This is a genomic window from Nocardia sp. NPDC051463, assembly GCF_040681975.1.
Taxonomy (GTDB): Bacteria; Actinomycetota; Actinomycetes; order Mycobacteriales; family Mycobacteriaceae; genus Nocardia.
Map to the genome: position 1 here is coordinate 173,046 of NZ_JBFBAB010000002.1, position 24,826 is coordinate 197,871.

23 protein-coding genes are annotated in these 24,826 nt (G+C 66.8%); 13 read left to right on the forward strand and 10 right to left on the reverse strand.

Annotation, left to right across the window (positions count from 1 at the left end):
* Window positions 1-22: 22 nt before the first annotated feature.
* From AB0M74_RS06460 to AB0M74_RS06490, 7 genes are all read left to right on the forward strand, one after another.
* On the forward strand, window positions 23-472 hold the full coding sequence (locus tag AB0M74_RS06460; protein WP_364902318.1) for a protease inhibitor I42 family protein: 450 nt from the start codon (window positions 23-25) through the stop codon (window positions 470-472).
* A complete protein-coding gene (locus tag AB0M74_RS06465; RefSeq protein ID WP_364902320.1) occupies window positions 472-1,260 on the forward strand; it encodes an aminoacyl-tRNA hydrolase in 789 nt (262 codons plus the stop codon). The genes AB0M74_RS06460 and AB0M74_RS06465 overlap by 1 nt, the downstream gene beginning before the upstream one ends.
* Window positions 1,261-1,736: 476 nt before the next feature.
* Window positions 1,737-2,573 (forward strand): ABC transporter ATP-binding protein, encoded by an 837-nt coding sequence (locus tag AB0M74_RS06470; RefSeq protein WP_364902322.1) that lies wholly within the window; start codon window positions 1,737-1,739, stop codon window positions 2,571-2,573.
* A 326-nt stretch (window positions 2,574-2,899) separates the two neighbouring features.
* A complete protein-coding gene (locus AB0M74_RS06475; RefSeq protein WP_364902702.1) occupies window positions 2,900-3,670 on the forward strand; it encodes an NUDIX hydrolase in 771 nt (256 codons plus the stop codon).
* Window positions 3,671-3,704: 34 nt separating this feature from the next.
* Entirely contained in the window at window positions 3,705-4,481 is a 777-nt protein-coding gene (locus AB0M74_RS06480; RefSeq protein ID WP_364902324.1) for an enoyl-CoA hydratase-related protein, read from the forward strand.
* 176 nt (window positions 4,482-4,657) lie between these two features.
* Window positions 4,658-5,635: a class I SAM-dependent methyltransferase gene (locus AB0M74_RS06485; protein ID WP_364902326.1), complete on the forward strand. Its 978-nt coding sequence runs from the start codon at window positions 4,658-4,660 to the stop codon at window positions 5,633-5,635.
* Entirely contained in the window at window positions 5,635-6,834 is a 1,200-nt protein-coding gene (locus AB0M74_RS06490; protein WP_364902328.1) for a class I SAM-dependent methyltransferase, read from the forward strand. Before AB0M74_RS06485 ends, AB0M74_RS06490 begins: the two co-directional genes overlap by 1 nt.
* Here AB0M74_RS06490 and AB0M74_RS06495 read toward each other — a convergent pair.
* On the reverse strand, window positions 6,818-8,113 hold the full coding sequence (locus AB0M74_RS06495; protein WP_364902330.1) for a PQQ-binding-like beta-propeller repeat protein: 1,296 nt from the start codon (window positions 8,111-8,113) through the stop codon (window positions 6,818-6,820). The two genes, AB0M74_RS06490 and AB0M74_RS06495, sit on opposite strands and share 17 nt — an antisense overlap.
* 289 nt (window positions 8,114-8,402) lie before the next feature.
* On the opposite strand from AB0M74_RS06495, the gene AB0M74_RS06500 reads away from it, so the two are divergent.
* Together AB0M74_RS06500 and AB0M74_RS06505 are read left to right on the forward strand one after the other, a co-directional pair.
* Window positions 8,403-9,152 (forward strand): acyltransferase, encoded by a 750-nt coding sequence (locus tag AB0M74_RS06500; RefSeq protein WP_364902332.1) that lies wholly within the window; start codon window positions 8,403-8,405, stop codon window positions 9,150-9,152.
* A 76-nt stretch (window positions 9,153-9,228) separates the two neighbouring features.
* Window positions 9,229-9,774: a DUF1697 domain-containing protein gene (locus tag AB0M74_RS06505; RefSeq protein WP_364902333.1), complete on the forward strand. Its 546-nt coding sequence runs from the start codon at window positions 9,229-9,231 to the stop codon at window positions 9,772-9,774.
* A gap of 9 nt (window positions 9,775-9,783) precedes the next feature.
* On the opposite strand, the gene AB0M74_RS06510 is transcribed toward AB0M74_RS06505, so the two are convergent.
* From AB0M74_RS06510 to AB0M74_RS06520, 3 genes are read right to left on the reverse strand one after another with little or no spacing between them, the layout of a single operon-like run.
* Window positions 9,784-11,046 carry a glycosyltransferase family 4 protein gene (locus AB0M74_RS06510; protein ID WP_364902335.1) on the reverse strand — a complete coding sequence of 421 codons (1,263 nt, stop codon included), beginning with the start codon at window positions 11,044-11,046 and terminating at the stop codon, window positions 9,784-9,786.
* Entirely contained in the window at window positions 11,043-12,647 is a 1,605-nt protein-coding gene (locus AB0M74_RS06515; RefSeq protein ID WP_364902336.1) for a glycoside hydrolase family 57 protein, read from the reverse strand. The genes AB0M74_RS06510 and AB0M74_RS06515 overlap by 4 nt, the downstream gene beginning before the upstream one ends.
* A complete protein-coding gene (locus AB0M74_RS06520; protein ID WP_364902338.1) occupies window positions 12,644-13,456 on the reverse strand; it encodes a methyltransferase domain-containing protein in 813 nt (270 codons plus the stop codon). Before AB0M74_RS06520 ends, AB0M74_RS06515 begins: the two co-directional genes overlap by 4 nt.
* A gap of 189 nt (window positions 13,457-13,645) precedes the next feature.
* Here AB0M74_RS06520 and AB0M74_RS06525 point away from each other — a divergent pair, with 189 nt between their 5' ends.
* Both AB0M74_RS06525 and AB0M74_RS06530 read left to right on the forward strand, forming a co-directional pair.
* Window positions 13,646-14,431: an electron transfer flavoprotein subunit beta/FixA family protein gene (locus tag AB0M74_RS06525; RefSeq protein WP_364902340.1), complete on the forward strand. Its 786-nt coding sequence runs from the start codon at window positions 13,646-13,648 to the stop codon at window positions 14,429-14,431.
* Between the two features lie 111 nt (window positions 14,432-14,542).
* Window positions 14,543-15,499, forward strand: a complete 957-nt coding sequence (locus AB0M74_RS06530) for an electron transfer flavoprotein subunit alpha/FixB family protein (protein ID WP_364902342.1) — start codon at window positions 14,543-14,545, stop codon at window positions 15,497-15,499.
* A 169-nt stretch (window positions 15,500-15,668) separates the two neighbouring features.
* Here the strand turns inward: AB0M74_RS06530 and AB0M74_RS06535 are convergent, their stop codons facing one another.
* The 5 genes from AB0M74_RS06535 to AB0M74_RS06555 form a co-directional block, all read right to left on the reverse strand.
* Window positions 15,669-15,875 carry a DUF5988 family protein gene (locus AB0M74_RS06535; protein ID WP_364902344.1) on the reverse strand — a complete coding sequence of 69 codons (207 nt, stop codon included), beginning with the start codon at window positions 15,873-15,875 and terminating at the stop codon, window positions 15,669-15,671.
* Between the two features lie 463 nt (window positions 15,876-16,338).
* Window positions 16,339-16,950 carry a hypothetical protein gene (locus AB0M74_RS06540; protein WP_364902345.1) on the reverse strand — a complete coding sequence of 204 codons (612 nt, stop codon included), beginning with the start codon at window positions 16,948-16,950 and terminating at the stop codon, window positions 16,339-16,341.
* A gap of 368 nt (window positions 16,951-17,318) precedes the next feature.
* Entirely contained in the window at window positions 17,319-18,203 is an 885-nt protein-coding gene (locus AB0M74_RS06545) for an MHYT domain-containing protein (RefSeq protein WP_364902347.1), read from the reverse strand.
* Between the two features lie 612 nt (window positions 18,204-18,815).
* Entirely contained in the window at window positions 18,816-19,478 is a 663-nt protein-coding gene (locus AB0M74_RS06550) for a hypothetical protein (RefSeq protein ID WP_364902348.1), read from the reverse strand.
* 141 nt (window positions 19,479-19,619) lie between these two features.
* On the reverse strand, window positions 19,620-20,738 hold the full coding sequence (locus tag AB0M74_RS06555) for a helix-turn-helix transcriptional regulator (protein ID WP_364902350.1): 1,119 nt from the start codon (window positions 20,736-20,738) through the stop codon (window positions 19,620-19,622).
* Window positions 20,739-20,889: 151 nt separating this feature from the next.
* Between AB0M74_RS06555 and AB0M74_RS06560 the strand changes: the two genes are divergently transcribed.
* Window positions 20,890-22,347 (forward strand): FAD/NAD(P)-binding protein, encoded by a 1,458-nt coding sequence (locus AB0M74_RS06560; RefSeq protein ID WP_364902352.1) that lies wholly within the window; start codon window positions 20,890-20,892, stop codon window positions 22,345-22,347.
* Window positions 22,348-22,401: 54 nt separating this feature from the next.
* Here AB0M74_RS06560 and AB0M74_RS06565 read toward each other — a convergent pair whose 3' ends face one another.
* Window positions 22,402-23,259 (reverse strand): LysR family transcriptional regulator, encoded by an 858-nt coding sequence (locus tag AB0M74_RS06565; protein ID WP_364902354.1) that lies wholly within the window; start codon window positions 23,257-23,259, stop codon window positions 22,402-22,404.
* Between the two features lie 111 nt (window positions 23,260-23,370).
* Here AB0M74_RS06565 and AB0M74_RS06570 point away from each other — a divergent pair, with 111 nt between their 5' ends.
* Window positions 23,371-24,636 carry an NAD(P)/FAD-dependent oxidoreductase gene (locus AB0M74_RS06570; RefSeq protein WP_364902356.1) on the forward strand — a complete coding sequence of 422 codons (1,266 nt, stop codon included), beginning with the start codon at window positions 23,371-23,373 and terminating at the stop codon, window positions 24,634-24,636.
* Window positions 24,637-24,826 lie beyond the last annotated feature (190 nt).

Here is a 24,826-nt window from a genome sequence, read left to right on the forward strand (position 1 = left end):
CATTCATCGATCGGAGGCTGCGGTGCGAAAGTTCCTGCTGGTGCTCGTTCTCGCCTCAGCACTCGTCGCATGCGGCACGAACGACTCCGACGTGGAGACGAAGAGGACGTCCTCGGCGCAGCCGACCTCACACGCGGCGCATGACGCACTCGCGGTAACCGATTCGAACAACGGCCAGGAGCGGACGCTGCGGATCGGCCAGCAGCTCGTTGTGTCGCTGCCCGCGAATCCTTCTACTGGCTATACGTGGGCGCTGGGGGAGCTCGAGCAGCAAGTGCTACGGCAGGACAGTGAGCCCGACTATCGCCCCGATCCGAATGTTCCAGCTGCACCGGGGTCCGGCGGTACTGCGGTGTGGACGTTCGTCGGAAACAGTGTGGGCGTGGCGCAACTCACGCTGCACTACACGCGACCGTGGGAGCAGGGCATCGACCCGGCGCAGAAGTTCTCGTTGACGATCAAGGTGGAGTAATGACGGGTTTCCCGGAATGTGGTGCCGATGTCCGGGCCGGCAGCGAAACAGACATCGATGCAGCGGGATTCCATTTCCGGCATGCGGAGCTCGCACAGGGCTACGGTGGCGCGGGCGATCCGGACGATCCGGCCATGGTGCAGGCGATGCAGATGGTGTTGCACATACCCAAGGCCGATCCACCGCGCCGCAGCGCGCTGCTCGAGGCGGCCGCGGCGGCGAGCGTGGCTCTGTGTCTGGATGCGCGGGTCGGGCCCGGTGGGGAATGGGAGCAGCGCTATCTCGGATGGAAGCGATCGCGGATCCGCAAGGTGGCCCGCCGTGCGCGCGGTGCGCAGTGGCTGGCCGCAGGCGAGGTGCCAGGGGTGACTGTCGAAGTCGATGGCGCCCAGGCACGAGCGTTGGTGCCGGGACCCGTGGGTGCGGTGGATCCACGGATCAAGCGCTTGCAGATCGGCGGCACCGATCTCGAACACGACGATCCTGGTTCCGCCGATCCCGGACTCCCCACGCTGTGGGTGAATTCGGAGCTCGGTATGACTCTGGGCAAGGCGGCCGCACAGGTCGGGCATGCCAGCATGCTGCTTGCGGGCGCGTTGCCCGAGGAGCATGCCTATCGATGGGCACAACGCGGATTCCGGTGTGCGGTAAGGGAAGCAGACAAGGATCGGTGGGCGACACTGGTCGATCAGGTGCGACTCGGCACCGCGGTCGCGGTACGCGATGCCGGATTCACCGAGGTCGCGCCGGGTTCTATGACGGTGATCGCGGTACCGGGATCGAAATGAACTGTCCCGGGGCCTGGACGGTACAACCATTCGGAAGTATGGGCGTCGTCCATGGCCGGGAAGACAGCGAGATGACTCGGTGTCCAGGCGCGCGCCGGGGCAGGATTTGCTAGCTGCTTGCTTCGCCGCGAGACGAAACCGATTACGGGGCACTGGTGATCCCGTTTTCGGCACAATGGGGTTCGCATCGCGCTTATCTGGGTATTGAGACGGAACAGGACCGCCCGCACGTAACTCGCCGGAGGACCGCATGATGACAACGCCGTTGGTGATTCTCGCCGTATGGGTGGTCTGCTCGATTCCGCTAGCACTGATTTTCGCGCGGCTGTTCCGCTCGCCGACGTCCACGCCGCTCGATCGATCGAAGGCTGCCGCCTGGCCGGTGGACGAACTCTCGGCCGTGCGCCGTCGCAAGATCGCCAGGTCGGGGAATACGCCATGGGTCGGTAGTACGAACGCGGCACATTTGGTCCAAGATGGAGCCCGTGCCGCAACCGGATCCCGATCTTCTTATTGATTTCACCGACGTGACCATCCGACGCTCGGGTCACACCCTCGTCGGTCCGGTCACCTGGCAGGTCGAGCTAGACGAACGCTGGGTCGTGCTCGGCCCCAACGGCGCCGGCAAGACCTCCCTGCTGCGGATGGCAGCCGCCGAAGTACATCCGACCTCGGGGATCGCCCACTTACTCGGTGAAGTGATCGGCAAGACCAACGTCAGTGAATTGCGTCCGCGGATCGGCCTGTCCTCGGCCGCGGTGGCCAGCCGCATTCCGCGCGACGAAAAGGTCAGCGACCTGGTGGTGTCCGCGGGCTATGCCGTGCTCGGTCGCTGGCGAGAGCGCTACGACGACCTGGACACCGACCGCGCCATCGACATGCTGGAAAGCCTCGGCGCCGAACACCTTTCCGATCGCACCTACGGCACCCTTTCCGAAGGCGAACGCAAACGGGTCCTCATCGCCCGCGCGTTGATGACCGACCCGGAACTGCTGCTACTGGACGAGCCCGCCGCCGGACTCGATCTCGGTGGTCGCGAGGAGCTGGTGGAACGCCTCGGCGACTTGGCCGCGGACCCGGACGCGCCGGCCATGGTGCTGGTCACCCACCACGTCGAGGAGATCCCGCCCGGCTTCACCCACGGCCTGCTGCTCAACGAGGGCGCCGTGGTCGCGCAGGGCCTGCTACCGGAAGTGTTGACCGCCGACAATCTGAGTGCGGCCTTCAGTCAGTCCATCGCCCTGGACCGAGTCGACGGCCGCTATTTCGCTCGCCGCTCGCGCCGCTTGGGGCGGCACCGGTCACGCCAGTAGGCCGAGGCGGTCGCCGCATTTCGCCGCCGCCGATAAGTCGCCGCACGGGCTGTTGGTTGTCGGCGCACCTTACGGCGTCGACTCGAACTGTTCGGTGAACCCCATTCGACCCGCAGGGCAGCATGTCCTTCGGATCATGACCGGTGCCGAGTGTGCGCTGCGATCGTCGCACCCTCTCGGCAGCGCGGAGCCGCGCTCGATGCGCTGACTCGGATAGGCCAGGCGACCCAGTACCAAGCAGGCGCTAGGGTGCAAGGGTGAGTGAGACAAACGCGCAGGCCGGCTCTCAGCCGCAGGTGCCGTCGCCCAAAGACGCGTCGACGGTCATGGTGGTGCGAGACGGCGCCGCGGGACCAGAGGTGTTCCTGCAGCGCCGGGTGGGCGCAATGGCCTTTGCCGCAGGGATGACGGTATTCCCCGGTGGTGGCGTCGACCCCTCGGACGGGACCGCCGACATCGAGTGGGCCGGGCCCGAACCCGCATGGTGGGCCGCGAAATTCGGCACCACGGAGGCGCGTGCCAAAGCATTGGTGGCAGGCGCGGTGCGCGAGACGTTCGAAGAATGCGGCGTGCTGCTTGCGGGGCCGACCGCTGCTAGCGTCGTCTCGGACACCGCAGGTTACCGCGATGCCCGGGGGCGGCTGGAACGCCGTGACGTATCGCTCGCCGCCTTCCTCGCCGAGGAAAAACTCGTGCTGCGCGCGGATCTGCTACGGCCGTGGGCGAATTGGATCACCCCGGTGATCGAGCCGCGCCGCTACGACACCAGGTTCTTTGTCGCCGTGCTGCCCGAGGGGCAGCTGGCCGACGGAGCCACCTCCGAGGCCGAGGAGGTGCAGTGGCGTACGCCTGCCGAAGCGCTGGATCGCTGGCGGTCGGGCACCGATATTCTGCTGCCCCCCACCTGGGCGCAGCTCGTCGCGCTGAGCGAGTTCGCTTCCACCGCGGACATTCTCGCCGCCGAGGTGGTCATCGACCCGATCATGCCGGTGCTGTCGGCGGTCGAAGGACGTCAGGTGCTGACCTTCCCCGACAATCAGCGCTACTTCGCCGACCTCCCGGATCAGGGTCGGCTCAAGGGATCCGTGCGCAAGTGAGGAAACCGGCGGCTACCCGGTAGCGTGGCGTTCCATGGCCGAATTCGTGACCCTGGATCTGCCCGAGGATGGTGCCGCGCGTGGCGTGGCCGTGCTCCGGATCGCCCGCCCGCCGATGAACCAGTTCACCGTGCAGCTGGTGCGGGAAGTGGCCGCGGCAGCAGAAACGGTCGCCGCGGACACCCGCGTCGCGGCGTTGGTCGTCTACGGCGACGAGCGCGTGTTCTCGGCGGGTGACGATCTCGCCGAACTGTCCGGGCTGGACCCCGATCAAGCCGCCGCCATGGCAGCCGATCTGCAGACCGCTCTCGGTTGCCTGGCCAAGATCGGACAACCGACGGTAGCCGCGATCACCGGCTACGGCCTCGGCAGCGGGCTGGAACTGGCGCTCGGTGCTGACCGGCGCATCATCGGCGACAACGTCAAGCTCGGGTTACCACAGATCCAGGCCGGTTTGCTGCCGCTCGCGGGGATTCGTAGGCTGTCGCTGTTGATCGGCCCCGGCCCCGCCAAAGACCTCGTCTACACCGGCCGCTTCGTCGAAGCGGAAGAGGCGCTCGCCCTCGGCCTGGTCGATGAGGTGGTTGCGCCCGATGATGTGTACACCGCCGCGCTGCGCTGGGCCGAGCAATTCATCGGCGGCCCGGCTCGTGCGTTGGCGGCTGCCAAGGCGGTCTTCGAGGCGGGTCCGCACGGTCTGGACCGCGCGCGGACGGAGTGGGCCGATCTGTTCACCACCGAGGACCGAGAAATTGGAACGCGTTCCTACCTGGCTGACGGTCCGGGGTCCGCGGCGTTCGTCGGCCGGTAGCTCGGCGGATCTCCAGTTCCCTCCGTGCAACAGCCGGTGGCGGTTGCACGCGGGTAACTCGCCGAGCGCGTCCGAAATCGGACCGGGTTCTCGACCGTGGACCCGCACCGCGAATTAGGCGGCACTCACTACTCCGCTGACGACCGGCACCGGCGGGTTAGCTAGGCTAGCCGACCATGACGGTACGTTCCGACGACCCCGCGCCGAACCCGCATGCCACCGAGGCCGAGGTCGAAGCAGCGCTCAAGGATACAAAGCTCGCCCAGGTCCTGTACCACGACTGGGAAGCCGAGACCTATGACGACAAATGGTCGATTTCCTATGACGAGCGCTGTATCGAATACGCCCGCGGTCGGTTCGACGCCGCCGTGGGTCCCGCCCCCCTGCCATACGAGCGGGCGCTGGAACTCGGCTGCGGCACCGGCTTCTTCCTGCTGAACCTGATGCAGGGCGGCGTCGCGAAGTCCGGCTCGGTCACCGACCTTTCGCCGGGCATGGTGAAGGTCGCGCTGCGCAATGCGCAAAACCTCGGGCTCGATGTCGACGGCCGCGTTGCCGACGCCGAGACCATCCCGTACGACGACGACACCTTCGACCTGGTGTGCGGGCACGCGGTGCTGCATCACATCCCCGATGTGGAGCTGGCGCTGAAGGAATGCCTCCGGGTGCTCAAGCCGGGCGGGCGTTTCGTTTTCGCGGGCGAGCCGACCACGGCGGGCAACTTCTACGCACGGTGGCTGGGCCGGATCACCTGGAAGGCCACCACCACGGTTACCAAGCTGCCCGCATTGGCGGGCTGGCGACGGCCGCAGACGGAGCTGGACGAGTCGTCGCGTGCCGCGGCGCTGGAAGCGGTCGTCGATCTGCACACCTTCGACCCGCGCGAGCTGGAGGCCATGGCGTCCTCGGCGGGCGCGGTCGAGGTGAAGGCGACCACCGAGGAGTTCGCCGCCGCCCTGTGGGGCTGGCCGGTGCGCACCTTCGAGGCCGCGGTGCCCGAGGAGAAGCTCACCATGGGTTACCGCCTGGCGATGTACAAGGCGTGGCTGGGGCTGAGCTGGGTGGACGAGAACGTCATGCGCCGCGTGGTGCCGCGCCAGTTCTTCTACAACGCGATGATCACCGGCGTGAAGCCCGGCGCTTCCGCGAAGTAGTGGGGTACAGCTTCGGCGCCGAGGATGTCACATTTCTCGGCGGTGCGGCGGGTATCGCCGCGCTGGCCGAGGTGGATGGGCTGGAGCTGACCACCACGACGCACCTGCGCGATCTCGAGTGGGTGCGTCGTGCGCACGGCGACCGCGCCGCCGCCCTTGTCGAGACCGTACGGTTGCGCCGACGAGCCGCGACGAAGCTCTCCGATGCCGGAGCGTGGCTGTTCACCGATGACGCGCTGCAGCAGGCCACCCCCACCCTGGTGGCCCGGCACCGCGCCGCGCGGCTGGCCGATCGGGCTGTGCACGACGTGACCTGCTCCATCGGCGCGGAACTCGCGGAGCTGGCTCGTGCCTGCCCGGCCGTGATCGGTAGTGATCTGGACGATGTTCGACTCTCGATGGCCGCGCACAATCTGGCAGGTGCGCGAAACGTGGTGCTGGCCAAGGCGGATGCCCTGGTGTCGTGCAGTGTCGGCACGGTCGTCATCGCCGACCCCGCCCGGCGGGCCGACGGTCGCCGCACCCACGATCCGGCCAAGCTGCAACCGCCTCTGCCCGATCTGCTTGCCGCCTACCCGGGTCGCGATCTCGCCGTGAAGTGTGCGCCCGGGCTGGATTTCGATCGACTCGACTGGTCGGGCGAGGTCGAAGTGGTGTCTTTGGACGGGGCCGTGCGAGAGGCCTGCCTGTGGTCGCCGGGACTGGCCGAGACCGGCACCCGCCGGGCGACGGTGCTGGACTCCCACGGCGAATCCTGGACACTCACCGATGCCGAGCCCGACGAGATTCCCGAACAGGATCCGGGGGAGTGGATCATCGACCCGGACGGTGCCGTCGTGCGCGCCGGCCTGGTGCGCCACTATGCGGCGAAACACGGTCTATGGCAACTGGACCCGCGCATCGCCTACCTCACCGGCGACCAGGTGCCCGACGGGGTGCGCGGCTTCCGGATCATCGATCGGCTCGACTACCGAGAGAAGAGCTTGCGCACCGAGCTGCGCAAGCGTGAGTGCGGGCCGCTGGAGATTCTGGTGCGTGGAGTCGATGTCGATCCCGATCTGCTGCGCCGCAGGCTGAAACCGTCCGGCTCCCAGCCTTATACGTTGGTCATCACGCGAATCGGCCGCACCGCGGCCGCCTTCCTGTGCACCGCGCACCGTGCTCGGCAGGCCCGCGCGTCCCCTACTCCTCGGGCTTGAAGACGAACAATTCGCCGATGCGCGTGGCGAGCACGACCTCACCCTTGGCCCCGATCGAGGTGCCCGTGGTGCTGCCCTTGGCGTCCGGAAGCGCGTCCGAGTCGAGGGTCGTCCCGGTCTTGGTGTCGAAGGTGATGAGGTTCAGGCCCTCGCCGATGGCGGCGGCGGTGTATCCGGTGCCGCCGTCGGTCTGCACCGGAATGCCGCGTAGGGCGAGATCCTTACGCTCCCAGACGATTTCGGCCGTGCTGCCGGTGTCCCGCAGCGCGACCAAATAGCCGTCGTCGCCCGCCGGGATGATCAGGCCGTCGCCGGAGACCGAGATCCCGCCGCGCGGCGCCCATTCGAGGGCGTGCACCCATTTGGTGTGGCCGTCGGCGGCATCCATGGCGATGAGCCGGTTGCTGTTGTCGCCCACATAGACGGTCGTGCCGTCGGCGGACAGGGCCGGGCTGGTTGCGCTGCCGTCGGTGAGTATGTCCGCGTGCCACTGCTGCTCGATCGTGTTGTTGCCGTAGCGCATTGCCACCAGGGCGGCGGTGGGCGCGCCCGGCTTCCACACTGTGACGAAGAAACGGCCGGTCGACACGTCCATCGCCGAGATATTCGCGATGGGGCACTGCGGGCCGCCGGTGGAACAGTCGTCGAGACCTTGGCCCGAGGCCGGTCGGGTGAGATCCGGATATTCGAGGAAGTCGGGCTCGCCGAGTAGCTGCACCGTGGGGACCACACGCTCACCTGTCTGGCGCGAGAGCACGTCCACCTGGCCGGATTGTGTCACCGACAGCAGATCGCCGTCGCCGGTGAACTGCACCGAAACCGGAACCCCCGCAACGGGAGTGCGCCAGCGTGGCTGACCGAGATAGTTGAAGGCATTCAGCGCGCCGTCGTCCCCGACATACACATTGGTGCCCCCGTCGACCACCGACGGTGCGGAGACCGTATTCGGGCCGAGCTGCTGGTTGCAGAAACGCTTACGGCCGCTGCGCATCTGGAAGGAGAAGATCACGCACCCCGACGGCGTCCGTGCGGTGACGAACATCTGCCCGTCCGGGCCGAGCGTGACGGCCTGCTCGATCGGACCGCCGAGCGGGCGCGACCAACTCAGCGTCATCCTCCGCGACCCTGTGACCGGGCTCGTTCCGTCGTTACGGGCGTCGTGATGCGCCGAGGGCCAACCCGTGCCCGGACCGACGGTGATGTCGTCGACATCGGTGCCGCAGCCGGTCAACGCCAGCACACCGATCGCGGCCAGCGAGATCGCTGCCCGCCGCCGCACCGGACGCCACCTGGATGTAGCCAGTACGCCGCCGCTTCGCACCTGCTGCTCTCCTGTCGTTTTCGGCCGCTCGCCCGAGACCGAAGCGTGTCGAACCTCAGCTCGTTCCCCACCCGAGCCGGGTGTCCGCGTGCGGGTTCGGAGTCACTGTACGGGAGGGTCATCGGCGGGTGTACGAGTCCCAGGGGTGTCGTGGTGGGCACCGCGTCCTCCGGAGATGCAGGCAGATAGGCTCTATCTGTTGCGGCCGGGTCGGACGCGACCCGAAGAACCACGAAGGAGATCGTTCGTGACGAGCATGTGGGGCGCACCGTTGCGCTCGCGGTGGCGCGGATCGCGCCGCCGGGATCCGCTGCAGGCACGTTTTCTGACCGTAGCTTCGCTGCGCTGGGTGCTCGCCAACCGGGCGTACACGCCGTGGTATCTGGTGCGCTACTACCGGCTGTTCAAATTCAAGGCGGCCAACCCGCACATCGTGCTGCGCGGCATGGTCTTCCTGGGCCGCGGGGTGGAGATCCACGCGACACCGGAGCTCGGACGGATGGAGATAGGTCGCTGGGTGCACATCGGCGACGGCAACGCCATTCGTTGCCACGAGGGTTCGCTGCGCATCGGCGACAAGGTGGTCTTCGGCAAGGACAACGTCGTCAACACCTATCTCGACATCGAGATCGGTGAGTCGACGCTCGTCGCCGACTGGTGCTACATCTGCGACTTCGACCACCGTATGGACGACATCAACATGCCGATCAAGGATCAGGGCATCGTGAAGAGCCCGGTGCGCATCGGCCCGGACACCTGGATCGCCGCGAAGGTGACCGTGCTGCGTGAGACGCGCGTCGGCCGCGGTTGTGTGCTCGGTGCGCACGCGGTGGTCAAGGGCGAGATCCCCGACTACAGCATCGCCGTCGGGGCCCCGGCCAAGGTAGTCAAGAACCGCAAGGAGACGTGGGAGGCGGGCGCGCAGGAGCGCGCGAAATACGTTGCCGCGTTGGAAGATATCGCGCGCAAGAAGAACGGCGTCACGCAGTCGGCGTAGCCGTGTCGCAGGCCGCGCTCGACCCGCAGGCCGGGCGAGCCGGTGTTTGTCGGTCACGATGGGTACGGTCGGCGCTATGAACAGGTACGCCGCGCTGTTGCGCGGGATCATGCCGACCAACCCGAACATGAAGAACGAGAAGCTGCGCGGGGTGTTCGAGGGTCTCGGCTTCGAGCACGTCACGACGCTGCTGTCGAGTGGCAATGTGGTGTTCCGCAGCGCCGATACCGACATACCGGAGTTGGAAGCGCGCATTCAGGACGCGTTGAACAGCGAGCTCGGGATTCCGGGCGGCACGATCATTCGCAGCTACGAAGAACTGCGGGATCTGCTCGATACCGATCCGTTCCCCGGTCTGACGCACGGTCGCGAAACCTACCTGATCGCGACCTTCTTCAAGCAGCCGCCATCGAAGATCACCGCGGAGCTGCTGAAGCACAGTGAGCCGGGCGTCCGCATCGTCGGCTATGACAAGAAGGCCCGCGTCGTCCTCTCGGTCATCGACAACACCGAGCCGCGCACCCCGGACTTCATGGCCTGGATGGAGAAGACCTACAGCAAGGAGATCACCACGCGCACGTGGCTCACCGTCCAGAAGGTCGTGAAGAAGCTGGAAGCGTAGTCGCGGCGCTCAGACGGGCTGGTTCGGATCGCGTTCGGGGAGTGGGCGTTCCACGATCGTCGGACGGCCCATCGGGTTGCGGACGCGGCGTTTCGCGGACTGGTAGATCTGGATCGTCTCGGCGGCCACGACGTCCCAGGCGAAGTCGGCGGTGAGGCGTTCGCGGGCGGCGTAGGCGCGATCCTGGGCCGCTGCGGGGTCGTCGAGCACGGCACGGACCGCATCGACGAGTCCGTCCACGTCGGCGGGTTCGAAGGACGCGCCGGTGACACCGTCGACGACGAGTTCACCGAGACCGCCCGCGGTGGAGGTGACCAACGGGATACCCGCCGCGGCCGCTTCCAGGGCGACGATGCCGAACGGTTCGTAGCGGCTCGGCAGCACGATCGCGTCGGCGCCGTGCAACCAGCCGAGCAGCTCCTCGTGGCCGAGCTGTCCGGCGAAGGTCACCGCACGCGCCACCCGATGCACCCGGGCCCGCTCGCGCAACCACTCGAACTGGGTGCCGACTCCGGCGACGGTCAGCGTGGTGCCGGGGTGCGCGCGCCGGATCCTGGGCAGCGCCGCGATCGCGTCCTGCACGCCCTTCTCGTACTCCAGCCGCCCCACATACAACAGCCGCGGCGGGCCCGTGCGCGGTGCGCGCGGACGGAAGGTCCAGGCGCCGACGTCGATGCCGTTGCGGATCACCCGCAGCGGAATCCGCTCCGGCCCGTAGAGCCGCTCCACCTCGTCCTGCATCGAGGCCGAACAGGTGATGAGCGCGTCGGACTCGTTGGCGAGCCACCATTCGACCGAGTGGACCTGCTTGTTGACCCGGCCCGATACCCAGCCGCTGTGCCTGCCCGCCTCCGTCGCATGCAACGTCGAGACCAGCGGCACGTCGTAATACTCGGCGAGAGCGATCGCAGGATGGGCGACCAGCCAATCGTGCGCGTGCACGACGTCGGGGACCCAGCCGTCACCGATGCCCGGCTTGCCCAGTGCGACACCGGCCCGCACCATCGCGTGCCCCATGGCCAGCGTCCAGGCGAGCATGTCGTCGCCGAAGTCGAAACACGGCGGATCCTCCGCGACCGCGACCACCAGTACACCATCGGCGATGAAGGAGTGGGTGGGATGGGTCGAGGAGTCGGTGCCGGTAGGGCGACGCGACAGCACGACGACCTCGTGGCCCGCGGTGGCCAGCTCGATCGCCAGGTGATGCACGTGCCTGCCCAACCCGCCGACCACGACCGGCGGGTACTCCCACGACACCATCAAAATCTTCATGCATGTCCTTCTGAGGCGGAGCCTTGGTCCGTGGCGGGGCCTGGTCCCGGCGCAATTTCCGGCGCGGCAGCGTGATGACCGGACCCAGAATAGGCAAGTCGCCGTGCGTCCACACCGGGGAAGAATCCGTCAGCCGCACCCCATCCTGCCGCCAAGTGTTGTGCTTTGGCGACTTGGCCCGCCCCGACCGCGGCTGCGATCTCGCGGACGGCATGCGCGTGCCGGTGCGCGCGATCCCTGGCGTACCCCGCCGCCGAGTCCTTGCTGACCATGAAGGCCCAGTCGCTGGACACAGTGAGGACCGCCTCGCGCAGCAGCTGGTCGGCGACGTGGTCGCGCAGTTCGGCGCCGCCGTCCGCGGTGCGCATCTTGTCGACGGTGTCGAGGGTCAGGCGGACGATGTCGTCGTTGAGTTCCACCAGGTCACGGACTTGGTCGCCGGCCCAGACCCGCCAGTCCTTGCCGGAGCCCCACGACGAATCCGCCAGCGGTACCGGCTCGCCGACGAATCCGCGTTCGCGGGCACCGGCCAGGGTGCCGACCGACACGCCTGCCTCGGGCAACGCACGCAGGACCTGCTCGAGCCACTGCGGACCCTCATGCCACCAATGGCCGAACAGTTCGGTGTCGAAAGCGGCCACGACCAGGGCGGGACGGCCGATCCGCTCGGATTCGGCGATCAGCCGCTCGCGCACTGTCTGTACGAAATCGTCGACATCGCGGGTGATCGCGGCGGCGGCGAGTTCCGGGTCGTACGGTGCCTTGTCCGGGCCCGCCACCGTCTTGCCGGTGACGCGGGAGGGCTTGAGACCGGTCGCGTGGTCATAGTGATGAAAGTCACGGTAGGCGCTGTGTCCGGGATAGCCGGATTTGGGCGACCACACTCGGTAGCTCACCTGGAGGTCCCGTCCGAAGGCCACCACATCGGACTCGTGAACGGGTCGGCCCAGCGAGGTGTCGCCGCGCAGCGCGGGACCGTCGACCATGAAATGCGTCACACCGGCGTCGGCGTATCCGGTCTCCATGCCCGGGGTGTAGCCGCATTCCGGCGCCCAGATCCCGGCTGGGGTATGGCCCCAGCGCTGCTGTGCGTCGGCGAGCCCCTCGGTGAGCTGGAAGGCGCGCAGCCGCGGGTCCAGCAGTGGCTGGAACGGATGCGCGAGCGGACCGCCGAGCAGCTCGATCGCGTCGGCGTCGATGAGGGCCCGCCAGACCGGGGCCGCGCCGTGCCGCCAGCGCTGTTCGAAGTCGGCCAGTGCGGCGGTGGCCAGCTGGTGTTCGTGCCTGCCGAGCGCGGTGTTTCCGGCCATCGCGGCCTCGTCGGCACGCAGCTGCCAGTTGCCCAGCCAGTGGTGCATGCCGGACAGGCAGTGTGGATCGTCGAGCTGGGCGGCGAGCACTGGGGTGATCCCCAGGCTCAGCAGGTGTGAACGTCCCTCGGCGGCAAGGTTTCTCAGTACCTCCGCGACTGGGAGGTAGGACGCCGCCCAGGACTGATAGAGCCATTCTTCGCCGACCGGCCAGCGGCCGTGATGGGCGAGCCAGGGCAGGTGTGAATGCAAGACCAGAGTGAACTGGCCGGGTACGGTCGAGCTGCTCAAGGCTTCACCGCGATGGCGACCAGGTCGAGGCTTGCATCGATGTCGTCGGTGACCAGGGCGAAATCGTCGATGCCGACAGCCGCGACGTCGGCGGTCAGCTCGGCGGGCCACGGCTCGCCGGCGAGCGCGCGTTCGATCTGGGCGTCGATGAACGAGCCGCCGTGTTTGGTGTCCAACGCTTTCAGGCTCGGGCCGTGGTGCACGCCGGTCATCAGCGTGACCTCGAATCCGGCCTCGACCAGCAGTTCGGCCAGCTCAGCGGCATTCAGCTCTCTGGTGTGGAACGGGTTGAGCGGCGTGTCGCGACCCGGCGAGAAGGTGATCCGATTGGGGGTGCTGATGAGCAGCTCGCCGCCCGGCCGCAGCACTCGAAGGCATTCGCGAATGAACTGTCCCTGGTCCCAAAGATGTTCGATGACTTGGAAATTCACCACCACGTCGACCGCGGCGTTGTCCAGTGGGAGCGCAGCGAGATTGCCTTGGAGCATCTCGACGCGTGGGTAGCGTGCGCACACGTGTGCGACCGCGCTGCTGTCGTAGTCGAGGCCGATGACCTTGGTGGCCACGTCGGCGATCATGTTCGCGCCGTAACCCTCCCCGGATCCGGCCTCCAGTACCGTCTTTCCCGCGCATCGCTTCAGCAGGCGCGCATAGACGATCTCGTGCCTGCGGAACCAGTAGTTCTCCTCGGCGATGCCGGGTACGGTGCGCTCGCCGGTCAGCGGCAGCGGCTCGAGGTCGCCGGTGGTCGACTCGGGAGTAATGCCCGGTGGGGTGCCCACTGCGGCAGGGATCACAGCCTCGCTCATCCGTCCGACGTTACTGGTACAACCGGCGCACGATATCGGCCGGACCGGTGTTGTGAGAGAGAAGCGGGTAAGTTACCCATGGGTAACTTAACGTAGGGTAGTGTCACGCCCTGAGCTACTCAATGGACGTACGGCCCGCTCGTGCGACCACCACAACGTGCCCCCAGAACAGGAGGTCGACGAAGACCAATGCCGAACATCGTCGTACTCATCAAGCAGGTTCCCGACACTTGGTCCGAGCGCAAGCTGACCGATGGTGACTTCACGCTCGACCGCGAGGCTGCCGACGCCGTCCTCGACGAGATCAACGAGCGCGCCGTCGAAGAAGCGCTGCTGATCAAGGAGGCCCAGGGCGGCGAGGTCACCGTGCTGGCCGCCGGTCCGGACCGTGCCACCGAGGCCATCCGCAAGGCGCTGTCCATGGGCGCCGACAAGGCCATCCACGTGAACGACCCGGCGATCCACGGCTCCGACGCCGTGCAGACCGCGTATGTGCTCGCCGCCGCACTCGGCCAGGTCGAGGGTGTCGAGTTGGTCATCGCGGGCAACGAGGCCACCGACGGTCGCGCCGGCGCCGTGCCCGCGATCATCGCGGAGTACATCGGCATCCCGCAGCTGACGCACCTGCGCAAGCTGGTCGTCGACGGCGACAAGATCACCGGCGAGCGCGAGACCGACGAAGGTGTCTTCAAGCTGGAGGCCACCCTCCCGGCCATCGTCAGCGTCACCGAGAAGATCAACGAGCCGCGCTTCCCCTCCTTCAAGGGCATCATGGCCGCGAAGAAGAAGGAAGTGCAGACCCTCACGCTGGCCGACCTCGGTGTCGATCCGGCGACCGTCGGCGTCGCGAACGCGGGCACCACCGTCACCGCGGCCACCCCGAAGCCGCCGCGTACGGCGGGCGAGAAGATCGCGGACGAGGGCGACGGCGGCACCAAGATCGCCCAGTACCTCGTCGGTCAGAAGATCATCTGATCCGGCTGAGCCTGTGCGGGACGCCCGCACCCGGTCGGGCGGAACGAGCCGCTGCGCGATTGTCGCTCGTCCCGCCTTCCAGGCCCGAGACTGCTTAGGAGAGAACACAAAATGGCAGAAGTACTTGTGCTCGTCGAGCACGCCGACGGTGCGATCAAGAAGGTCACCACCGAACTGCTCACCGCCGCCCGCACCCTCGGCGAACCGGCTGCCGTCGTGCTCGGCGCGGCCGGGACCGGCGAGAAGCTGGCCGACGCGCTGGCCGCGGCCGGCGCCGAGAAGATCTATATCGCCGAATCCGACGATGTCGAGAACTTCCTGGTGACCCCGAAGGTCGACGTGCTCGCCGCGCTGTCGGAGTCGGCCTCCCCGGCCGCCGTCATCGTCGCCGCCACTGCCGAAGGCAAGGAGGTGTCGGGTCGCCTCGCCGCCCGCATCGGCTCCGGCCTGCTGGTGGACGTCATCGATGTCAAGGCCGACGGCTCGGCCGTGCACTCCATCTTCGGTGGCGCGTTCACCGTGGACGCCAAGGCCACCGGCGACGTGCCGGTGATCTCGGTGCGCCCCGGCGCCATCGAGGCCGCGGCGCAGGCCGGTGCGGGCGAAAAGGTGACCGTCGAGGTCCCGGCTCAGGAAGAAGGCGTCGTGCGCGTCATCTCCCGCGAGCCGATCGTCGGTGGCGACCGTCCGGAGCTCACCGAGGCGAGCATCGTCGTCTCCGGTGGCCGTGGTGTCGGTTCCGCCGACAACTTCGCGGTCGTCGAGGCGCTCGCCGACTCGCTGGGCGCCGCTGTGGGCGCCTCGCGTGCCGCGGTCGACTCGGGCTACTACCCGGGTCAGTTCCAGGTCGGCCAGACCGGTAAGACGGTCTCCCCGCAGCTGTACATCGCCCTCGGCATTTCCGGCGCGATCCAGCACCGCGCGGGAATGCAGACCTCGAAGACCATCGTCGCGGTCAACAAGGACGAAGAGGCCCCGATCTTCGAGATCGCGGACTACGGCATCGTCGGCGACCTGTTCAACGTCGCCCCGCAGCTGACCGAAGCGGTCAAAGCGCACAAGGGCTGATAGCTCCGCGCTGAGCGTTTCTCGAGTGGCCCCGGCTGGAAACAGCCGGGGTCGCTTGCATTTTCGTACCGCGCATTCGACGGGCAGAACCAGCCGTCGGCGCACCCGGCATTGCCGCGGCGCAGCGGGTATCGCCGTGATGCCTCGTTCGGCGTCGGCTAGGTGGATCTCATTCCGCGATCGAGGTGCGGTAGGCCCAGGTGTAGACGCGTAACGGCCCGTCGGTGGTGTCCTGCAGTCGAGGAGTCACCTCGAAGTGTTCGTAGCCGCCTCTGAAGGGCACCTTGATTTCGGTCCCCGGCGGGGTGATGGGAACAACGCGGTCCGGTAGATCCGCCGGTCCGCCTTCCAAGACAGCTTTCGCAGCGTTGCTCATTCTCCGATGCTAGGCGCGCCGCCGCCCTGTTCCAGGGATTTCGGCGCAACACAAAATCGGCACTCTCCTCGCGTGGGGTCGGAGGTGTCTTCATCATCGTCGATGCTGCGCTGCGGGATCAGATGCGGATCGCATCTTCGAAATCGCGGACCAGCGCATCGCCGGTGACCTGTTCGTCCTCGCTTCTCAGCTGACCGAAGTGGTCACGCCCACCGGTGCCGTCAGTCTCGTGCTGGGCATGCTCGAACTTCTTCGACTGGAACAGCAGGGGCCACTGACATTTTCACGCGCGCTGTGGCAACGCGCGCGGCCTTGTTGCCCGAATTCGCGGCTATGGCATCGTTATCGACATGTCCCAGCCGATGTCTGGCGCACCTTGCTACTCCGGCGGTCGGCCACCGCGACGGAGCAGCGCTGGTGTACGACCATGCCTATCCCGAAATGCACTGGCTCGCAGGTCACTTCACCGGGGTGCGCTGTCGATTTTCGCCGCCCTTGTGTTCGTGTCGCTGGTGGTCGCCGGCTGTGGCTCGGAGAGCTCGTCGCCGATGGAGGCCGGCACCTGCGGCTTTTTGGTCGATCCCCCGGGAAAGGATCGGTTCGACTTCCGAAAACGTGTTGTGACAACCCTGAGGCGGCGATACGGGTGGTGCGCGGCTGGAATGTGCAGCACTGCCCCGGGGGCGAGTTCGAAGAGTACGACTCCCCACGGCGCGGCCGAACCAGCTACATATGCCTGCAGCTCAATGCCGCGCTCGGCGACTGCTTCACCGAAGTCCAAGTCCCGATGCGAATTACCAAGCTGCGGAAGATTCCCTGCACCCAACCCGGTGCGTTCCAGGTGAACGCCAAGCTCGACGCCCGTGATGACGATGTCTGCACCACGGCCATCAGGAAACAGCATCCCGGCACGAACGCGTTGAAGCACTCCGACAAGAGCTACTGCCTGCACCCGATCGCCCCGTGAGAACACGGCGGCCGCATGGTTGTGGGTCGCCATGTGAATGCGCATCGCCCAGTCGAGAAGAGTAGGCGGTCGATTTCCGTTGTGGCCGAACGTGCCTCGGCTGGCCATGCGATCACGCGCTGAGCGCAGACGAACGGGTCATCCGAGTCGCAGTCCTCCAGCGGGTCGTATTCGCGCGTAGTTGCTGCTGCCTGGCCAGCTGGACTCATGGGGCCCTGGTAGGTCAGCGCGGGCGCGGCCGCTGCCGACAACAAGCCCAGAGGCCGGCGCTGGTGGCGATGCCGGTGTTCGGACTGCGTCCGGACACACTGAGATCGGTGGCTCGATACTGCTGATCGCGGTGATGGCCGCCGGTTTCCCCGCGGCGTCGATCTTCGAGATCGCGGACTACGGCATCGTCGGGACACTTCGGTCCTGCCGCCGTCCGCATGGTTGCCGGGGCCGCCGGATCGGCTGCGGCCACGAGCAGGCAGCGCTTAATCCTGCATTTCTCGCCGCGGCCACTCGCGGCCGCTTCGAGGCAGATCGGCGGGAGCGGTTGCCAGTGTGGTGGATTTGCGCCGGGTGGCTCCGGACTGGGTGGATCGGGGCTGGGCAGCAGCGGGCCGGGCAGGTACGGGGAGTGGATCGGGCTTGCTGAGTTCGTCGAGTTCGGCCAGCCCAACCACGGCGACCAACATGATGGTGATCACGGTAACGGTCAGGATCAGCGGTGTGATCAGCTGCATGGGGTCGGCACCGTCGGGGAGAACAGCATGCTGACCGACGTGCTGGGCGTGCATCGACGCCATTCCGGTGTAATGCATGCCGCACACCGCGAGGCCCATGATCAGCGCCGCGCCGATCGTTGCGCCGAAGCCGCTGACGTGCAGCATGAACCATAGCGCCGCGGTCGCAGCGACCACGGCGATCACCAGCGACAGCGCAACAGTTCCGAGGTCGTATCCCACGGTCGCGTCCGTGTTCATCGCATACATGCCCAGGTAGTGCATGGCGGCCACGCCGAGCCCGGTAATCGCACCGCCGATCGGCAGCGCAAGGGCTTCTCGTTGCCAGCGCACGACGACCGACAGCCCGATCCACACCACCACGATCGCCACGGCCGCGCTGAGTAGCGTCATCGGCACGTTGTAACGAATGGTTCCACCGCGGATGGAGAAGCCGAGCATCGCGGTGAAATGCATGACCCAGATACCGGCGCCACCCAGGGCAACCGCTGCGGCGATGAGCCACCCTGCCGGCCAGTACGACGATCGGGCGTGCACCGCGCATCGAAGGCCGAGCATCGATCCGGCGACGGACATGGTGTAAGCCAGAACGGGGGTCACCCACCCGTTACTGAAGTGATCGAGTTCCAGCACGCATCCGCTCCGTGGCCACTAACCGGCTTCTTGCCAGCAAATCGACTGCGACCATAGCGCAACTCGACGCGAGTTGCATTATGCAGATTTCACATTGCGCGATTGCACTGCGTGCACCCCGTCGGAGTCGCCACTCGGTTCGAGGCAAGGAAGGCGGTTTGTACTGGGCGTCTATTTAGATCTGCGCGGTGGTAGCTGCCACGGATCGTCATGATGCCCACCATCTGCCGGGGCCGGTGGTTAGCACTGACCACTGCGGTCTGCGTCGTCCACGCCGGTGGGAAACCACGCCGGAGCGCTTCGTTGGATCCACGCGCTAAGTACTGGCAAATAGGCGCGCAAGGCAGCAGTAAATTCATAAGCGACCTATACCCACGATCGTGAAGTCCTTGCGCGCCTTCGCCTTCGACGGGCGCACGGAAGAGAATGTCACGGCAGTACAAACATTCAACATGTCTGGTGGACAGGAATGACGCCATCGCCCATACGCAGAACGCGAACGCTTTGAATGGTGTACCTCTGCGATGCCTCGAACGCGACTTCGCGGTCGAGGCGGAATCCGGCTACCCGATTTCCTGCCCTACGTTGCTCGACGAGGGCACCGGTAGGGGTTCAGCGCGCGGGAATCGGGGAGCTCCATAGGCTTTCGTGGTGGATGATCTCCGCCCGGTATTGCTGGAGCAGCATGACAACGTGGGGGTCATGGACCGGGTCGAACGGCCAATTCGCGCTGCGGCGTAGCTCGGCCGAGGCGACCACGAGTTGCCTGGCTTGCCAGTGGCCGGGCACGGACAGCACGGTGAGCGAGGCCAGTCGGTTGCCGTGTTCGGTATACACATCGACGCGGGAGCGAACCGCGCCGAGCATCCTCGGCACGACCAGGATCGTCCCCACGATCAGCTGCACCGCCAATTCGATCGACGCGCATACGCACAGCACGAGAAAGAGCAAGAACATCAGCAGCTCTAGCACCTGTCCGACGAGCGCAACGAGCGCGAGGACGATGAGCAGCAGCGGAAACCAGTACAGCCATTGCCAGCCTTCGACCCGGTCCAGCTTGTGCTCCCGATCGTCCCGCCGTTGTTGGCGGCGAGCAGCGCGCGGGGTGGGCCGCTGAACCGCTCGCGGACCTGAGGGCGGCGCGGCTCCGACAGGAACCTTGTACCGGAAGTATGTGCCCTCCATGCCGATATTGAACGGTTGGACCAGCCGTCGCCACGGCAAGAACCTACGTCGCAGGTACCAGGCACGCTTACCTGTGTCTGTAACCCTCACGCGCTTCAGTAAATCAGGCCTGCTTCCGCTCTTCTCGCGAGATGCTGTGCCTCGCACGATGATCTTTCCGGCAGCGGGGGTGGAGGGGGTGACGCCAGGAACAGCTCCAGTGCCGGTTCGAGTGCTCGATCGAGCATTCGGCTAGCTCGCCTCGATGTCCAGCACCCGCAAGGTCGCGCGGGCGATGAGGGGTTCGAAGTGGTCGGTGAACAGCTTCGCGACGAGTTCGCCGCGGCTGGTGACACCGACCTTGTCGAAGACGGACTTCACGTGGTCACGGACAGTGTGCGCGGAAAGGAAGAGCCGAGCAGCGATTTCGCCCGTGGAAAGCCCGCGGGCGATGAGTTCGGTGACTTCCAGCTCGCGGCGGGTCAGTTCGTAGGCGGCGACCACCAGGGACGCGACATCCGACGGCTTGGCCGGTTCGATGACCAGCGCTGTCATTCCGGCGTTCCCGTCGGCGTCACGCAGGCACGAGGCGTGGCAGAGCAGCCAGCGACCTGTCGTGGTCCGGATGCGGATCCGCGTGCTCTCGCCGGTCAGCCGCGCTCGGCCCGCGGTACTGAGAATCCAGACCGGCAGCGGCAATTCGATGCCCAACGAGGTCGGTGTGGACGGGCCCGGGGGCATCTGCGCGAGCAGGTCACGAGCCTCATCGTTGACCGAAATCAGGCCGCCGGCCGCGTCGAAGAGGAGCATGCCGGGAGCAATGGCCAGGTTCGGCGACGAGTGTGGCGCCGGTTGGGCGTAGGTGCGCAATCGCCGCGCCATCGGGGCGGACAGAGTGTGGACCAGCGCGATATCTCTGGCCGAGAACGGCTTTCGCCCGCGCTCACGGAACAGGCTGAGCTGGCCCCACGGTTGCCCGTCGATACGCAGCACGGCGCGCAGTTCGTCCTCGAAACCACGCGGGCACATGAAATTCCGGTACAGCCGGCTCAACGTCGGGCGATCACCGGTTACCTCGCGTAGCCCGGCGACCGGAATCGTGGCTCGTGCAAGGTCGCGGAAGAGATTCACGTGCTCGGCGAAAAGTTCTGATTCCCAATAGGTTCCGCAACCACTCTCGTGCAGGTTCTCCACCCGTACCGGTGCGGCGGTCAGCCCGTTGATCGGATCGGTGGCCACCCAGACGGCGGCGTCGAAGGGCGCGAGCCGGCGCAGCCGGGCAGAAGTTTCCGCGAACAGCGCGTGCGCGTCGGGAGCGTCCGCGATGCCGGTCAGCAGGGCGCCGACCGCGTGCGGAGTCGGGGTGGCCATGTCGCCATCCTGCTACCGCCCGCGGGTGCCCGCTATCCCCCATAAGGGGGGAAATTGACCCGCCGCCATCGAAATTCCCGCAATCGCGGGATATCGCCCTGGCCGCGGCCGGATGAGGCTCGACACGGCAAGACACGAATCGAGGGAGATCATGATGCGGATTGGAATCGTCGGCGGGGGCGCTGCAGCGGTCGGCCTGCTGGACACACTCGCCGGAACCGACTCGGCCCGCGGCCGCATCACGGTGTTCGACGGTTCGTCCGCGGTATGGCGCGGTCGCCCGTACCAGTCGGACCTGAAGGCGGTGCGGGTGAACGCCCCGCCTGCCTTGATGTCGGTACGCGTGGGCGACCCGGCGCACTATGTGCGCTGGCTGCAAGCCCGAAACGATGCGGCGAGCTACTTCGACGAGGGGCTCGGGCAGCCACTTGTGCCGCGCGGCGTATACGGCGAATATCTCGAGCAGACCGCGCTGGCCGCCATCAGGTGGTTACGGCGCGCAGGGTGGCAGGTGAGCGTGGTCAATGCGCGCGTCACCGGGTTCGCCGATGGCGGCGGTACCGTCCTGCACACCGAAGACGGGAGCGCCCATCCGCTCGATCGCGTCGTGCTGTGCGTCGGGAGTGGCCGTCCCCGTGACCATTACGGCCTCACCAACGCCCCGGGGTACGTCAACGAGCCGTACCCACTCGAGCACACACTCGCCGCCGTCCGAGCCGACGCGCACGCCGCGGTCATCGGCAGCGGCCTGACCGCGGTCGACATCGCCGCCGCGCTGACTGCGAACGGCCATACCGGGCCGATCAGCCTGCTCTCCCGCAGCGGCGTTCTGCCCTACGTCCAACAACGCCCGCTCCCCCTCGCCCCACGGCACCTCACCCCCGCCAACGCACTGCGAGCAGCTGAACAGGGCACTGTCACCTTTGCCGAGTTGGTCGAGCTCATGCGGGCTGAACTAGCCGGTCTCGGACAGGATTTCGACTCCTTCGCTTCCGAAATCCGGGAGACCGGCACCGAGGAACCCGTCGCTCGCCTGCACCGCCAACTGGCCGAGGTCGACTCCCCGCACCAGGGCCGCCGCCTGCTGACGATGGCGATCCGCACCATCGGCCCGATCCTGTGGCCCGTGCTCGCGGAGAACGACCGAACAATGCTGCGCACCGAACACTTCCGCACGGTCGGCAGCCTGAGCTCTCCGATGGTTCCGTACAACGCGAGAATCATGCTGCGCCTCCTGGATTCGGGTCAACTCCGACTTCGCTCCGGACTTACCAAGATCGAAGCTCGCCCAGGCGGTGGATTCACCGTGTTCGACGACGCCGAATGGACCGCTGACGCCGTGTTCAACGCCGTGAACCCGCCTGCCTACACCACGCCCCAGGAAAGCGAACCCTTGGTCAGCGCGCTCCTCGCCGCCGGCGTAGCGGAACTCGCCCCCACCGGCGGCCTCCGCGCCGAATCCGGGACCCGACGGCTTCTCACCGCGGGCGCCCCGAGCCCTACCTGGCACGTCCTGGGCAATCTGGCTGCCGACTCCCTGTTCATCGCCACCAACCCACCCGGCCTCGCCGCCGAAGCGGCCACCCTCGCCGACCATCTCACCTGTTGACCAAGGGAGACTGCCAGACTGTCGCCTGTATTTACGTGGTGGGCGGCAGACGGGTCAGCAGCGGTGCAGGGCGGTGAGGAGGGTGGTCAGGGTGGGGGAGCGGCGGGCGTCGGTGCGTAGGACCGCGGACACCGGGATGCGGAGGCGGTGTTCGGTCAGCCTCAGCACCACCAACCCTTCGGTCGGGCTGTCGGCGTAGAGCACGGTCCAGGCGTCGGGGCGGTTGATCAGTTCCATCGTGGCAGTGTGGTCGGGTGGGATCGGTGGCCCGAAGGTCGGTCCGGTCGGCAGGTCGGCGAATGCCGTTCGAATGATGGTGTGCAGCAAGACCTGTTCCTGCTCGGGGGGCAGCAGCAGCGGATATGGACTCAGTTCCGCCAGTGTCACTTCCTCGCGCGTGGCCAGCGGGTGCCCACTCGACGTGGCGATCACCAGATCCTCGACCCAGAGTTGTTCGACGGCCAGGCCGGGCTGATCGACGCGGCCTCGGATGAGCGCCAGATCGCAGTCGCCGTCGGCCACCGCGGTGATCCGTTGCCGGAACGGTTTGATGACGAACTCGATCTCGGCGTCGGGGTGGGCGGCGCGGGCGCCCGCAATCGCAGAGAGGGATCGAGTCGCGAAGGACATGTTGGCGGCCAGCCGGATGCGGTGCCCGGAAGTGCGCACCGTGGCACGGATGGCGGACTCCAGGCTGAGCATCTGCTTAGCCAGGGGAAGTAGCCGTGTGGTCGCGTCGGTCGGTACGACAGCCCTGGTCGAGCGCTCGAACAGCGGCACACCGAGGTCGCGCTCCAGCCGGGCGATCTGATGACTGATCGCCGATTGGGAGATGTAACAGCGAATGGCCGCTCTGCTGAAACTGAGCTCTTCGCAGACTGCGACGAAGTAGGTGAGCTGGCGAAGCTCCACGTCATCTCCAATTCATGAGCGATCAAGATAAGAGTCATCTACATTATGCGCCTGAACACCTGAAATATCTGCGCTTCGAATGACGGTTGGTAATGAGAGAAGGAGGCTGTCATGGAACACGCAGATGTTGTCATCGTTGGATCGGGATTCGGGGGGCTTGCCGCCGCTAAGCAATTGGCCAAATCGGGTATCAACTACGTACTCATCTCGAGCACGCCGGAACATCTCTTCCAGCCACTGCTCTACCAGGTCGCGACAGGTGTGCTGGCTTCCGATGAGATCGCGCCGCCGATCGCCTCGGTGCTGCGACGACACCGGGGGGCCGACGTCCGGCTCGGCAAAGTGGTAGGCATCGAGCCGGCCACTGCGATCCTCACCTACGAGCACGAGGGGACGCGTCGGCAGATCCGATACGGCTCGCTGATCGCCGCCACCGGCGCCTCGCAGTCCTACTTCGGGCGCGACGACTTCGCCGACAAGACTTTCTCGCTCAAGACCATCGACGACGCGAGACTGCTGCGCGCCCAGATCGAACGGGTCTTCGCCGAGGCCGCGGGCGCGGACGAGGAGACGCGAGGCAGGCTGCTCAGCTTCGTGGTGGTCGGCGCGGGCGCGACCGGCGTCGAGGTCGCCGGCCAGCTGAAGGAACTCGCGAAAAGGCATTACCACCAGGAAGTTTCGGTAACCCTGGTGGAGGGCGCCGGTGAGGTGCTTCCGCCCTTCGGTGGCGGGCTCTCGGAATACGCGAAGAAGTCGCTCACCAAGAGTGGCGTGGAGGTGTTGCTCAGCACCTTCGTGACCGATATCGAGCTCGGCAAGGTGACGGTCAAGGACACCGACGGCGTCGAGCGCAGGATCGCGGCGGAGACCGTGGTCTGGTCGGCGGGCGTGCAGGCGGGCGGCTTCGCGACCCTCCTCGCCGAGGCCACCGGTGTCGAGACCGACCGGGCCGGAAGGCTTTTGATCAACCCCGACCTCACCGTCGGCGGCCATGCCGACATCTTCGCCATCGGCGACATGACCTCGCTCAACGGGTACCCGGGGCAGTCGCCGGTCGCCATGCAGGAGGGTAGGCACGCCGCCGACATCATCCGCAGGAAGAAGCGGCCGGGCACCCCGTTCAAGTACTGGGACAAGGGCAGCATGGCGGTGATCAGCAGGTTCAGCGCGGTGGTGAAGCTCAACGACCGCATCACCTTCCGGGGTGTGATCGCCTGGTTCATGTGGCTTGCCGTACACCTGCTGTATCTGGTCGGCTTCCGCAACCGCTTCGCGGCGGTGGCCTCGTGGCTCGTCGCGTTCATCGGGACGGGTCGCCCCGGCTTCGATGAAGTGGAGCGGACTCCGGTGCGGACTCTGGAACGCACCGCCGCCTGATCGCAGGCCATGACAATCGCGCTGTCCCCACTCAGGGGGCAGCGCGATTCTTTGCTCGATAGGTCGTCGAGCAGCCACAAGGCGCGGTTCGGATGCGAGGGCGGGAACGAAATACGACCGTCTGGTGAACGGGCGGTGTGACCGTCATCGCGTTCACCGAACCGGCATCGACGCGACACTTCGAGGTTGC

Bases quoted from the DNA above. Each gene is read 5' to 3' on its own strand.
- AB0M74_RS06465 (WP_364902320.1), top strand. From the start codon at position 472: ATGACGGGTTTCCCGGAATGTGGTGCCGATGTCCGGGCCGGCAGCGAA.
- AB0M74_RS06470 (WP_364902322.1), top strand. From the start codon at position 1,737: ATGGAGCCCGTGCCGCAACCGGATCCCGATCTTCTTATTGATTTCACC.
- AB0M74_RS06475 (WP_364902702.1), top strand. From the start codon at position 2,900: ATGGTGGTGCGAGACGGCGCCGCGGGACCAGAGGTGTTCCTGCAGCGC.
- AB0M74_RS06480 (WP_364902324.1), top strand. From the start codon at position 3,705: ATGGCCGAATTCGTGACCCTGGATCTGCCCGAGGATGGTGCCGCGCGT.
- AB0M74_RS06485 (WP_364902326.1), top strand. From the start codon at position 4,658: ATGACGGTACGTTCCGACGACCCCGCGCCGAACCCGCATGCCACCGAG.
- AB0M74_RS06505 (WP_364902333.1), top strand. From the start codon at position 9,229: ATGAACAGGTACGCCGCGCTGTTGCGCGGGATCATGCCGACCAACCCG.
- AB0M74_RS06510 (WP_364902335.1), bottom strand. From the start codon at position 11,046: ATGAAGATTTTGATGGTGTCGTGGGAGTACCCGCCGGTCGTGGTCGGC.
- AB0M74_RS06520 (WP_364902338.1), bottom strand. From the start codon at position 13,456: ATGAGCGAGGCTGTGATCCCTGCCGCAGTGGGCACCCCACCGGGCATT.
- AB0M74_RS06525 (WP_364902340.1), top strand. From the start codon at position 13,646: ATGCCGAACATCGTCGTACTCATCAAGCAGGTTCCCGACACTTGGTCC.
- AB0M74_RS06530 (WP_364902342.1), top strand. From the start codon at position 14,543: ATGGCAGAAGTACTTGTGCTCGTCGAGCACGCCGACGGTGCGATCAAG.
- AB0M74_RS06535 (WP_364902344.1), bottom strand. From the start codon at position 15,875: ATGAGCAACGCTGCGAAAGCTGTCTTGGAAGGCGGACCGGCGGATCTA.
- AB0M74_RS06540 (WP_364902345.1), bottom strand. From the start codon at position 16,950: ATGGCCAGCCGAGGCACGTTCGGCCACAACGGAAATCGACCGCCTACT.
- AB0M74_RS06555 (WP_364902350.1), bottom strand. From the start codon at position 20,738: ATGGCCACCCCGACTCCGCACGCGGTCGGCGCCCTGCTGACCGGCATC.
- AB0M74_RS06560 (WP_364902352.1), top strand. From the start codon at position 20,890: ATGATGCGGATTGGAATCGTCGGCGGGGGCGCTGCAGCGGTCGGCCTG.
- AB0M74_RS06570 (WP_364902356.1), top strand. From the start codon at position 23,371: ATGGAACACGCAGATGTTGTCATCGTTGGATCGGGATTCGGGGGGCTT.